Source organism: Amycolatopsis sp. NPDC052450 (assembly GCF_044547565.1).
In the GTDB taxonomy this organism is placed as follows: Bacteria; Actinomycetota; Actinomycetes; order Mycobacteriales; family Pseudonocardiaceae; genus Amycolatopsis.
In genome coordinates this window covers 1-11,917 of the sequence record NZ_JBIUAQ010000059.1, presented here as the reverse complement: position 1 = coordinate 11,917, position 11,917 = coordinate 1, and the positions used below count along the sequence as shown (strand labels likewise).

At 69.4% G+C, this 11,917-nt stretch carries 9 protein-coding genes; 2 read left to right on the top strand and 7 right to left on the bottom strand.

What is annotated here, in order from left to right; translation table 11 throughout:
- Positions 1-138: 138 nt before the first annotated feature.
- The 6 genes from ACIHAO_RS42760 to rsmD all read right to left on the bottom strand — a co-directional run bounded on the left by ACIHAO_RS42760 (position 139) and on the right by rsmD (position 4,223).
- A complete protein-coding gene (locus tag ACIHAO_RS42760; protein ID WP_396568048.1) occupies positions 139-864 on the bottom strand; it encodes a DivIVA domain-containing protein in 726 nt (241 codons plus the stop codon).
- A 126-nt stretch (positions 865-990) separates the two neighbouring features.
- A complete protein-coding gene (locus ACIHAO_RS42755) occupies positions 991-1,758 on the bottom strand; it encodes a hypothetical protein (protein WP_396568046.1) in 768 nt (255 codons plus the stop codon).
- Positions 1,758-2,273 (bottom strand): RNA polymerase sigma factor, encoded by a 516-nt coding sequence (locus tag ACIHAO_RS42750; protein WP_396568044.1) that lies wholly within the window; start codon positions 2,271-2,273, stop codon positions 1,758-1,760. Before ACIHAO_RS42750 ends, ACIHAO_RS42755 begins: the two co-directional genes overlap by 1 nt.
- Positions 2,274-2,340: 67 nt before the next feature.
- Complete coding sequence (locus ACIHAO_RS42745; protein WP_396568042.1) at positions 2,341-3,033, bottom strand: ribonuclease domain-containing protein; 693 nt, start codon at positions 3,031-3,033, stop codon at positions 2,341-2,343.
- Between the two features lie 99 nt (positions 3,034-3,132).
- Entirely contained in the window at positions 3,133-3,615 is a 483-nt protein-coding gene (gene coaD, locus ACIHAO_RS42740; protein WP_396568040.1) for a pantetheine-phosphate adenylyltransferase, read from the bottom strand.
- Between the two features lie 53 nt (positions 3,616-3,668).
- Complete coding sequence (gene rsmD, locus ACIHAO_RS42735; protein WP_396568038.1) at positions 3,669-4,223, bottom strand: 16S rRNA (guanine(966)-N(2))-methyltransferase RsmD; 555 nt, start codon at positions 4,221-4,223, stop codon at positions 3,669-3,671.
- A gap of 122 nt (positions 4,224-4,345) precedes the next feature.
- Between rsmD and ACIHAO_RS42730 the strand changes: the two genes are divergently transcribed.
- Positions 4,346-6,460, top strand: coding sequence for a HelD family protein (locus ACIHAO_RS42730; RefSeq protein ID WP_396568036.1), 2,115 nt, complete (start codon positions 4,346-4,348; stop codon positions 6,458-6,460).
- 276 nt (positions 6,461-6,736) lie between these two features.
- Here the strand turns inward: ACIHAO_RS42730 and ACIHAO_RS42725 are convergent, their stop codons facing one another.
- The gene (locus tag ACIHAO_RS42725; protein WP_396568050.1) at positions 6,737-10,525 is read right to left on the bottom strand and encodes a helix-turn-helix domain-containing protein; all 3,789 of its coding nucleotides are present in this window, start codon (positions 10,523-10,525) and stop codon (positions 6,737-6,739) included.
- Between the two features lie 185 nt (positions 10,526-10,710).
- On the opposite strand from ACIHAO_RS42725, the gene ACIHAO_RS42720 reads away from it, so the two are divergent.
- On the top strand, positions 10,711-11,706 hold the full coding sequence (locus ACIHAO_RS42720) for an LLM class flavin-dependent oxidoreductase (protein ID WP_396568034.1): 996 nt from the start codon (positions 10,711-10,713) through the stop codon (positions 11,704-11,706).
- The last annotated feature ends 211 nt before the right edge of the window (positions 11,707-11,917 follow it).

Sequence of the window (11,917 nt, the reverse complement as noted above, 5' to 3'; positions counted from 1 at the left end):
ACGCTCGACTGGGACACCCCAGCCGAGCGCTTAACTAAACTCCTCACCGAAACCAGATGATCACCCGTGTTGCAACAACCCCTGGAATCCACCCCTTGCGCCTAGCGCGGTGAAGGGGGCCTTCATGTACTTGAGAGATTAAGACTGGTAGTCGTACAGCGACGTCCGGCTGTTGCCCGGCAGGTTGACCGGGGACCGCAGGTGGTTGCGCCCGGAGTCGACCGTCCGCAGCGTGGTCGCCAGCAGTTCGGAGAACTCGGCCAGCTTGCCGTCGACGTAGGCGTCGCAGTCGCTGCGCTGCTTGTCGGCCTCGACGTGCGCTTCGTCGACGATGCGGGCCGCCTCGCCGTGCGCGGCCTGGACGACCTCGGTCTGGGCGACGAGCCGGGCCTGTTCGGCGCGGCCGTCCTCGATGGCGCGCTCGTAGGCGTCGCGGCCGGCTTGGATCATCCGCTCCGACTCCGCGCGGGAGCGGTCGGTGAGGTTCTGGAACTCGGCCTGTCCGGCGGCGACCATGCGCTCGGCCTCGCCGTGCGCGTCGCTCATCATCTGCTCGGCGCGGGCGCGGGCGTCGGCGAGGATGCGCTCGGCCTCGGCCTGGGCGTCGGCGACCGTGCGGTCGGCCTCGGTGTTCGCCGTGGTGATCGTCTCCGCCGCTTCGGTGCGGGCGGTCTGGATCAGCTGGTCGCGTTTGTCCAGGACGTCCTGCGCGTCGTCGACTTCACCCGGGAGGGCGTCGCGGATGTCGTCGAGCAACTCGAGGGTGTCCCCGCGTGGCACGACGCAACTGGAGGTCATCGGCACGCCGCGGGCTTCCTCCACGATGGTGACGAGCTCGTCGAGCGCCTCGAAAACCCGGTACACGGCCCACTCCCTACCTACTGCTACAGCGATCCCCACATTCCCTGAGATCAGTTTGCCCTCATCGCCGCCGTAAGGGGTGAAAGCGCGCGGTACCGGGCGTGTCCCCGCCGGTACCGCGCGACATGATCACCGGAACGTGAAGGCCGGGTCGGTGACGAGCTTGACCAGCTGTTCGTCGGTGAGCGACGGTCCGGCTTGCGGCGCGTCCCAGGAACCGAGGTCTCCGACGTTGACCGATCCGCCGTCCGGCTGCCAGGCGATCGCGTTGCGGCCGGTGACCTTGCCGGTCGAAACGCCTTGACCGGTCACGATCGGCTCGCCGAACTGGTCGATGTTCTTCGGCGTGGTCTCGGAGATCGCCACCGGTGTCCCCGACGGCGTGACCAGCTCTTCACACCGCATCGGCTTGCGGTCGGGCCCGATGGCGTCCCCCCGCCGACCCGGCTCGCAGTAGCCCTGGCGGGGATAGCCCTCTTTCGTGGTCACCGGGCCGCTGATCGTGAGGTTGATCTGCCGTCTGACCCCGGCGGTGTCGGTGTACTTGACCTCCGAGGTCATCAGGTCCCAGTCGTTCACCTGGACGAAATCCCGGACGGAGATGTCCTTCGCGCCGGCCAGGATACCCGGCAGCACGTCCTTGAGGTGCTGGAGATCGCGTGCCTTCTGCTCGGCCCGGCTCGGGGGCGCGGCCGGTGTCACCTCCACCGGCCTCTCCCTTGGCGTCACGACCACCACGGCCGCGGCGATCATCGCCAGCGTCGCGGCCCCCGTCACCGCGACCGCCCGCCGGTTCCGCACCTTCTTCGCCGCCGTCCCGGCGACTTCGTCCGGGTCGAAGCCGAGCGGCGGCTCGGCCAGTTTGATCCCGCGCAGCCTGTTTTCGAGTTCGTCCATCACGCGCTCCTCCCGGAGACAGCCGCGTCGTGCTGTCTCTGCAGGGCCGCGCGGAGGGCGTCGAGCCCTCGCGCGGCCTGGCTCCTGACCGTCCCTTCCGAACAGCGCAGCGCGACGGCGACCTCCGCGACCGGGAGATCGGCGCAGTAGCGCAGCACGACGGCGGCGCGCTGTTTCGGCGGAACTTCGGCGAGGGCGTGAAGCAGCGAATCCGAGACCCCGGTATCGGCCGGGATGGCGGGCTCTTCGGGGACGACGCCGTCGCGGTTCTCTCTGCTCCGCCAAGGTCGTCGCCGCTCGTCGAGCCAGCAGCGCATCAGGATCTGCCTCGTGTAGTTGTCGACGGGCCCTTTCCGGCGGACCTTCGGCCAGACCCGGTAGAGCTTGATGAGCGCGGTTTGGACCAGATCCTCCGCGAGATGCCAGTCGCCGCAGAGCAGATACGCCGTCCGCCTGAGCGGTAGCGCCTTGTCCCTGGCGAACTCCCTGAAGCTCGCATCGTCCCCAGACCGCATCGTGCCTCCTCGTCCGTGTTCCGGTGTATCTCACGGACGGGGAGGCACGAAATGTTGCATGAGCGGATCAGCCGTCGAGGTTCACCAGCTTGAAGGTGGCGTAACGGTCCGGCGTGTAGATGATCTCGCCGCCCTTGCCGGAGATCACGCGGTCGCTCGTGCCCACCGGGAACAGCTGGTAGTAACCGGCGGCGCACGACGGCAGCACACCTTCGCGGTTCTCGTAGACCGTGCCGGTCGCGCCGCCGCGGGCCTTGTCCACCACGGACTTCGCCGCGGAAGACAGCGTCGAGTAGCCGGCCTTCGCCAGCTTCGAGGTGTCGCCGCACTTCGGAGCGGGCGTGCCGTCGGCGTCGATCACGGAGAAGGTCTTGTAGTGGTCGGCGGTGTAGAAGTGCTCGCCGGCGTTGCCGGTGACGATGCGGCGCGCACCGCGATCGGGCGAACCCGGCGTCGGGACCGTGTACTCGCGGTAGTAGCCCGAAGCGCACTTCGGGAGGATGTTCTCGCGGTTGGAGAAGACCGTGCCGTCCTTGTCCGGGTACGGGAACGGGCCACCCTTCTGGATGAGGTTGTAGGTCGTCGTCGCCTCGGCGGGCAGCGACGAAAGCGACACGTGCTTGAACCCGGTGAGATCCCCACAAGGGTTCTGCTGGATCGAGACGGGGGCGGCAGTGGCCTGCGCGGCACTCACCCCGCCGAAGAAGCTGACAAGCAGAACGAGCAGCGCGGCGGCGATCCGCGATCGTTTGTTGGTCATTTTCGGACCGTAACCCGATCGTGTATTCACCAGAAGGCGCCGAGATGAACTCTTCACCGCCGTTCACCGTTGACCGACCAACGGCTTCGGCCGTTCGGGTCAACCTCGTTCGGAGTGCTTCTCCATGAGGCGTTTGAACACTATCGGCGGGACGAGGTGCTCGATGTCGCCCCCGAGCGCGGAGACCTCTTTGACCAGCGAGCTCGACACGAACCCGTACGCCGGGTTGTTCGCCATCAGCAGGGTTTCGAGCCCGGTCAGCTCACGGTTCATCTGCGCCATCTGGAGCTCGTAGTCGAAGTCGCTGACCGACCGCAGCCCCTTCGCGACCGCGATGATGTCGTTCTCGCGGCAGTAGTCGACCAGGAGGCCTTGCCAGGAATCCACGCGCACGTTCGGCAGCTTCGCGGTGATCTCGCGCAGCATGTCCATCCGCTCGTCGGTGGTGAACAGGCCCTTCTTGCTCTTGTTCACCCCCACCGCGACGACGACCTCGTCGAACAGCTTGGCCGCCCGCTCGATGATGTCGAGATGTCCATTGGTGGCCGGGTCGTAGGACCCGGGACAGACCGCACGCCGCATGCGCGGACGCTACCAAGGAGAAGGGACCCCTGCGCGTTCATCAGTGCGCCGTCTCACATCTGATATTCCGCCCAGTAGAGCGCGGTGTCGCCGTAGCGCTTCGTGCGCATCGGTTCGAAGCCGGGCGGCCAGTCCGGTTCACCGTCCCGCGCTGCCCGTTCGATCACCACCAGCGCCCCGTCCACGACCCACCGGCCTGCCGCGAGCGCGGCCATGACCTCACCCAGGCGGGTGGAATCGACAGCGTACGGCGGGTCCGCGAGGACGATGTCGAATGTTTCCGGCGCCGGAGCGGCGACGACGGATTCGACGGTCCCGGCGCGGACCGTGCCGCCGAGCCCCAGCGCGGCGACGTTCCCCTTGAGCACTTCGACCGCGCGCCTGTCGTGTTCGACGAAGAGCGCGCCCGCCGCGCCGCGGGACAACGCCTCCAGCCCGAGCGCGCCCGAACCGGCGTAAAGGTCGAGGACCTGGGTCCCCTGGAGCTCGCCGGCGACCTCCAGCGCGTTGAACAGCGCCTCGCGGACGCGTTCCGACGTGGGCCGCGTGCCCTTCGGAGGGACCTTCAACCGCCTGCCGCCCGCGGTCCCCGCCACGATCCTGGTCATTGGAGCATCGTGCCTCAACGCCTTCGGCCGTGACGTTGGCCGGGACTTGGTGAAGCCGCCGCCCAGCTCGCGTAGAGTCGTCCTTCGCCCTCGGAGGCGATAGAAGCGTTTAGGAGCGTTGCGTGTCCGAACCTCGGGTCAGACGGGCCGAGATCGCCATCGAGCAAGCCCATGTGGACACGGTCTACACCCGGCTCGCCGAACTGCGAGCCCAGGCTGAGGCCATGCGTACCAAGGGCTATGAAATCGGCCATGGCGCCGGGCGGGAAGCGATCTTCGAGCAGGCGTCGATGCTGTTCGAACGGGACATGATGGTGTACCACGCCAATCAGACCCTGCAGACCCTCGACGCGGAGTACGAAGGCCTGGTCTTCGGCAGGCTCGACCATCTCGACAACGACCACATCTACGTCGGCCGTCTCGGCATCCGCGACGCCGAGTTCGACAACCTCGTCACCGACTGGCGCGCGCCCGCGGCGGCGGCGTTCTACCAGGCGACGGCCGAGGAGCCGATGGACGTCGTCCGGCGCCGGGTGATCCGGTGCTCCGGCCAGAACGTGCTCGATGTCGACGACGACGTCCTGATCGCCGACGCGGTCCCCGAGAACATGCAGATCGTCGGCGAAGGCGCGCTGATGGCCGCGCTCGGGCGATCGCGTGGCGAGAAGATGCGGGACATCGTCGCCACCATCCAGAAGGAACAGGACGAGGTCATCCGAGCACCGTGGCGCGGGGTCACGGAGATCACCGGCGGCCCCGGCACCGGCAAGACCGCGGTCGCGCTGCACCGGGCGGCGTACCTGCTCTACCGCCACCGCCGCCAGCTCGGCGGCGCGGGCGTGCTGGTGATCGGCCCGTCCGGGGTGTTCACCAGCTACATCTCGCGGGTGCTGCCGTCGATGGGTGAGACGAACGTCGAACTGCGCGCGCTCGGCGAGGTCCTCGACGGTCTCGAAGCGACCCGTCAGGACCCGGCGCCGCTGGCGGCGATCAAGGGATCGCTGCGCATGCGCAAGATCCTGCTGCGCGCGCTGCGGGACACGCCGGAGGACGCGCCCGAGGACATGAAGATGGTCTACCGCGGCGAGGTGCTGCGGCTGAACGCGCGCGAACTCGACAAGGTGCGCCGCAAGGTGCACACCGCGGGCGGGCCACCGAACCGGTCGCGGATCCGCGCCGCCGAACTGCTGCTCGACGCGCTCGCCGCGAAGGCCGACCAGCACGCGAAGGACGACGGCCGTCAGATCGACAAGGCCGAGCTGATCAGCGAACTCGGCGAGCGCATCGAGTTCCACCGGTTCCTGGTGGTCTGGTGGCCGATCCTGTACCCGGCGCAGATCCTGCGGTGGCTCGGCGTGGAGAAGCGGCTCGCCGCCGCGGCGAAGGGCCTGCTCAACCGCAACGAGATCAGCCTGCTCGCGGCCGACTTCGCCGACCGTTCGCGCGGCTGGACCATCGCGGACGTCGCACTGCTCGACGAGCTGCGCGTCCTGATCGGCGAGCCGCCGAAGCGGCGCAAGGGCAGGCAGAGCATCGAGGTCAACCCGGAACGCGGCGGCGCCCCGACCCGGCCCCAGCACTACGACGAGTACTCGCACGTGGTCGTCGACGAATCGCAGGACCTCTCGCCGATGCAGTGGCGGATGGTCGGGCGGCGCGGGAAGTACGCGAGCTGGACCGTGGTCGGCGACCCGGTGCAGAGTTCGTGGCCGGATCCGGCCGAGGCCGCGATGGCGCGTGACCAGGCCTTCGGGCTCAAGACGACGCGGCGCCGGTTCACCCTGCGCACCAACTACCGGAACTCGGCGGAGATCTTCGACCTGGCCGCGAAGGTCGTCGCCGGGCACGCCGAGGCCGACGAGCTCCCGCGCGCGGTGCGGCAGACCGGCATCACGCCGGAGGTCCGGCCGGTCGAGGCCGCCGGGCTGGAGGCGGCCACCCAGGCCGCGGTGAAGGAGCTGATGGGGGCCGTCGAAGGCACCGTCGGCGTGATCACCGCCATGGACCGGGTGCCCGAGGTCGAGGGCTGGCTCGAAGGGCTTTCGGACGAGCGGCTCAAGGTCGTCGGCAGCCTCGACTCCAAGGGCCTCGAATACGACGCCGTCGTCCTGGTGGAGCCCAACGACCTCATCACGGAGTCGACCACCGGACGCCGCGTGCTGTACGTCGCGCTGACCCGCGCGACCCAGCAGCTGACCGTCCTCGCCTCGAACCCGGACTGGATCCCGGCCGCCTGACTCCCGCACTCCCCCCGCAATTCGGCACCAGGTTGCGGTAGTTCGCATCGCCGACTACCGCAACCTGGTGCCGAATTGCGTGACGGGACGTGCGTGAAAAAGCTGAAGGGCTCCTTCAGGACACTGGTGAATGCCCTGAAGGAGCCCTTCAGACCCCCGGTGAGTGAACGATGTGGGGACGCATCGCACGTCCAGGGGTATTTCTAGCGCCTCTTCGTTGTTCGGTGTCACGGCCGATCCACCGAACAACAACGCCGAACAACGGATCGGCCGTGGTCACGGGCATGGAGGCCGGTAATCGAGCCCCGGCAGGTGTTGTTCCCACTCGTCGGGCGTGATCCGCGGGTACACGGTCGCGCAGATGCGTTCGGCGGCCCGTTCGGGGCTGGTCTCCCACAACCGCACGCTGCCGTCCGCGACGGAGCCCGCGAGGGTGTGCCCGTCGGGAGCGAACGCCACCGCGTTGACCCGATCGACGTCGTCGGTCAGGTTCGCCGATTCCCGGACCGCTCCGGGATCGGAGACATCCCATAGTCGCACGGACCGGTCGTAGCTGCCGGTCGCGAGCGTCTTCCCGGCCCCGCCGAACGCGACCGAGATGACGTTGTCCGTGTGCCCGGACAGCAGCGCCGCCTGCCGGGGCGCCGCCGGATTCGTCACGTCCCACAGCCTGCCGGTGCGATCGGCGCTTCCGGTGGCGGCGAGTTTGCCGTCCGGGCTGTAGGCCACCGAGAACACCGTGTCGGAATGTCCCTCCAGCACCGAAAGCTGCTTCGGCGCCTTCGCCATCGAGATGTCCCACAGCCGCGCGGTGTGATCCCAGCCGCCGCTCAGCACGGTGCGGCCGTCCGGGCTGAACGCGATCGAATGGACGTCGTCCTCGTGCCCGGTGAGGGTCGCGAGTTCGACGGGCCGCCGGATGTCGGCCACGTCCCACAGTTTCACCGTGTGCCCGCTGCCCGCGGTCGCGAGCGTCCGGCCGTCCGGGCTGAACGCGACCGGGTCGATCTCCTCCTCCGGCCGGTAGAAGACGCCGGTGTCGACCGGCTTCCGCGGATCGGTGACATCGATCAGCCGCATCGTGTGGTCCCAGGAGCCGGCGGCGAGCGTCCGGCCGTCCGGGCTGAACGCGAGACCGCAGACACCTTGGCCGAAGCCCGCGATCTTGCCGAGCTCACGCGGGTTCCGGGTGTCGGCGACGTCGACCAGGCGCACGACGCCGTCCTGGCTGCCGGTGGCCAGCAGTTTCCCGTCGGAGCTGTAGACCGCCCGGCAGGCCGACCTCGCCGGGCCGCTGATCGCGGGCCCCGGCAGATCCCACAGCCGCACGGTCTGATCGTCGCTCGCCGTCACCAGTGTGCGGCCGTCCGGCGAGAACACCGCCCAGACCACGGCCGCGGTATGCCCGACGAGCGCCGGTTTCTCGCGCGGCTTCGCCGGATCGGTGATGTCCCACAGCCGCGCGGCGCGGTCGAAACCGGTGGTGACCAGCGTCGTCCCGTCCGGGCTGAACCCCACGGACCGCACGATGGTCCTGTGCGCGGCCATCGTCCCCAGCGGCGTCGGCGCCATCGGGTCGGCGACGTTCCACAGGCGCGCGGTCTGGTCGATGCTCGCGGTGGCGAGCGTCCGGCCGTCCGGGGCGAACGTCGCGGAGTGGACCCCGGCCGTGTGCCCGTTCACCACGCCGAGCGGCTTGGTCTTGAGCGGGTCGGCGACGTCCCACAGCCGCGCGGTCTTGTCGGCGCCGGTCGAGACGAGCGTCCGCCCGTCGGGGGCGTACGCGAGACCGTTGACGTTGCCGGTGTGCCCGGCGAGGGTGGCCGCGAGCACCGGTTTCGCGGGATCGCGGACGTCGAACAGGCGCACCGTGCCGCCGCCGTCCGCGGTGGCGAGCACCGCCGCCTTCGGGCTGAACGCCACCGCGTTGACCCGGCTCGGATGCTCCCCGGCCACCACGCCCGGCCCGGGTTTCGCCGGATCGGCGACGTTCCACAGCCGCACGGTCTTGTCCCAGCCCGCCGTCGCGACCACGCCCGCGCCGAACGCCACCGAGTTGACGTTCTCGGTGTGCCCGGACAACGTGGCCAGTTCCCTCGGGCGATGGGGATCGCCGACGTCCCACAGCTTGGCCGTGTGGTCCCAGCTGCCGGTCACCAGGACCTGGCCGTCGCCGCGCAGGGCGGCCGCGTTGACGCGGTGGCCGTGTCCGCTGACCCGGGTCGAGTACGGCGATTCGAACATCCCGAGCACGCTGCCGCGGGTGTCCACGCTCGGATCGACGCGGTACGCCGCCAGCGCGAGCTGCGCGGCCAGCGCCGGATTCGTCGTCCGCATCTCGATGGCCTGCCCGGCGACCTTCTGCGCGAGGGCGTTGTTGCGCTGGCTCGTCGCGGTCTGCTCGGCCCGCACGGCGTACGCCATCGCGGCCGTCGCCAGCACCAGCAGCACGGCCAGGAGCGCGACCAGCTGGCGCAACCTCCTGGTGCGTCGCCGCGCGACGGTCTGTTCGTGGTTCTCGATCGCCACGCTCGCGTCGAGGAACCGGCGTTCACGCTGGGAAAGCGCGCTGTCGTGCTCCCCCGCCCATTCCCTGGCGATGGACAGCCGCGCGCCGCGGTAGAGCCAGCCGTCGTCGCGGCCGACCGATTCCCACGCGTCGGTCGCCTCGGTGAGCTGGCGGTGCACGCGCAGGCCCTCACGGTCTTCGGCGAGCCACTCGCGCAGGCGCGGCCAGCCCCGGATCAGCGCCTCGTGCGCGATCTCGATGCCGTTGTCGTCGAGGGTGACCAGCCGCGACGACGCCAGCCTGTCCAGCACGACGGCGACGTCCGGGTCGTCCGCGTCCACCTCGTCGCGGGTGATGCGGCGTTTGGTGTCCTCGGTGCCTTCGCCGAGCGCGGTCATCCGGAGGAAGATCTGGTTCGCCAGCCGTTGCTGGTGTTCGCTCAGCGCGGTGAAGGTGTGCTCGGAGGTCTGCGCGACCGACCGTTCGATGCCGCCGGTGGATTCGTAGCCGGTGAGGGTGAGGGTGTTGCCGTGGCGGCGGCGCCACGTCTCCAGCAGCGCGTGCGAGAGAAGCGGCAGCACGCCGGGCTGTCCGGTCGCGTCGGCGACGAGCCGCGAGACCAGCGCGTTCTCGACGCGGTACCCGGCGTCGATGGCCGGCCGCGAGATGGCCTGCCGCAGCTCTTCGGTGCTCATCGGGCCGACCAGGATCTGCGCGTCCTGCATGGCCTCGACCAGCTCGGGATGCCGCGCGCAGTGCGTGTAGAAGTCGGTGCGGATGCCGAGGACGACCCTGGTCCGGCTCTCCGGTCCGGTCGTCGCGGTGACGAGCGCGGACAGGAAGGCGGCCCGCTCGTCGACGTCCTGGCACAGCGTGAAGACCTCTTCGAACTGGTCGACGACCAGCACGACGTCACCCTCGCGGTCGGCGACCAGCTGACGGGCGGCGAGGCCGAGGTTGCGCGGATGTGCGGTGAACTCGGCGAGCAGCCCGCCGGGCGCGAGCCCGAGCGCGGCGCCGAACTGGACGGCGCACTCCTGCAGCGGCCGCGAACCGGGGGTCATCAGCAGGGTCACGGACGTCTCGTCCGCGGCCGGGAGCAGACCCGCCCGGAGCAAGGACGACTTACCGGAACCGGAAGCGCCCAGAACCGCCAAGAATCGTTGGTCCGAAAGCCTGGTCACGAGTTTTCGGACGAGTCGTTCGCGACCGAAGAATCGGCTCGCGTCGTCCGGTCCGAATGCGGTCAGACCGATATAAGGGGCCGATTCCCCATTCGGTGGGGCAACCGGTGAATCGCTGACTCCGGGGCGCGTCCGCTCGGTCACGTCGTGCCAGCGGGCCTCCCACTCCTCCTCGGGGCCGTCGCACGCCCGGACGTAGGCCAACGTGACCGCCAAGCTGGGCATCTTCTTCCCGCCGGCGGCTTCGGAGAGGGTGCCCGCGGAGTAGTGGGCACGCCTGCCCAGCTCGCGGTACGTCGGATTTCCGGCCTTCTCCCGCAGACGCCGGAGATCGGCGGCGAACTCCAGTAACGGATCGTCCCCGGGGTCCAAAGGTCGCTCCGGACGCGGCACCCTTAATCCTTTCTTTTCAGTGGTTTTCCCACGGTCGCATTCGGGGGCAACCGTACCGTGGAAACGGGGGGACTCCGCCGAGTACCGGGTACATCGAGTCGGTTAATTTCGATCGATCGACAGGCGCGGGAAGGGATCGGGGACCCGGCGCGTTGTACCGATGCGTGACCTCTTTGCCTGACATCCCGCTGTCCGTGCTCGACCTCTCGCCCGTCGTGGCCGGGGGCGGCGTGAGCGACTCACTGCGCAACACCCTCGACCTCGCGCGCCGGACCGAGGCGCTCGGCTATCACCGGTACTGGCTCGCCGAACACCACAACATGCCCGGGATCGCCAGCTCCGCGACCGCCGTGATGATCGGCCAGGTCGCCGCCGCCACCGAACGCATCCGGGTCGGCTCCGGCGGGGTCATGTTGCCGAACCACGCGCCGCTGGTGGTGGCCGAGCAGTTCGGCACCCTGGAGGCATTCCACCCCGGCCGGATCGACCTCGGCATCGGCCGCGCGCCGGGCACCGACCAGCGGACCGCGCTGGCGCTGCGCGGCCCCGGCGGACTCTCCGCGGAGAACTTCCCGCAGCAGTTCGCGGAACTGCTGGCCTACTTCGAGCACTCCGACCAGCGCGCGGTCAACGCCGTCACCGCCGAAGGCAACAAGCCGCCGGTGTGGCTGCTCGGGTCGAGCGGCTTCAGCGCGCGGATGGCGGGCGAACTGGGCCTGCCGTTCTCGTTCGCGCACCACTTCAGCGCCGAGAACACGCTTCCCGCCGTGGCGCTCTACCGCGACGCGTTCAAACCGTCGGACGTCCTGGACGAGCCGTACGTGATGCTCGGCGTCTCCGTGGTCGCCGCCGAGACCGACGAACGCGCCCAGTACCTCGCCGCCCCCAGCGGCCTGACGTTCCTCAGCCTGCGCAAAGGCCGCCCCATCCCGCTTCCGACACCGGAAGAGGCCGCGGCCTACCCGTACACCGACATCGAGCGCGTGTTCATCGAGGACCGGGCCGCGAGCAGCATCATCGGCTCGCCCGAGACCGTCCACAAGGGACTCGAGACACTGCTCACCGACACGGGCGCGAACGAGCTGATGATCACGACCATGGTGCACGACCAGGCGGACCGGGTGCGGTCGTACGAGTTGGTGGCCGACCTGGCGCGCTGACGCTAGTGACTCGCTCGTCCGCGTGCCGTCGGGAGTTGCGGGCCACGCGTGCAATGAAGGGGCCTTTCATAGCAAATTTTGCGATGAAGGAGTCCTTCATTGCAGCCGGCGGCTAGCTCGTGAAGGTCCCCTTCCCTCGGCCCCCTGCAGAGAACCCACCCAAAACAGCAAAACCCCCCCCCCGGGCCCCACTAAACGTCCATTAACTCCA

Bases quoted from the DNA above. Each gene is read 5' to 3' on its own strand.
- ACIHAO_RS42755 (WP_396568046.1), bottom strand. From the start codon at position 1,758: ATGGACGAACTCGAAAACAGGCTGCGCGGGATCAAACTGGCCGAGCCG.
- ACIHAO_RS42750 (WP_396568044.1), bottom strand. From the start codon at position 2,273: ATGCGGTCTGGGGACGATGCGAGCTTCAGGGAGTTCGCCAGGGACAAG.
- ACIHAO_RS42745 (WP_396568042.1), bottom strand. From the start codon at position 3,033: ATGACCAACAAACGATCGCGGATCGCCGCCGCGCTGCTCGTTCTGCTT.
- rsmD (WP_396568038.1), bottom strand. From the start codon at position 4,223: ATGACCAGGATCGTGGCGGGGACCGCGGGCGGCAGGCGGTTGAAGGTC.
- coaD (WP_396568040.1), bottom strand. From the start codon at position 3,615: ATGCGGCGTGCGGTCTGTCCCGGGTCCTACGACCCGGCCACCAATGGA.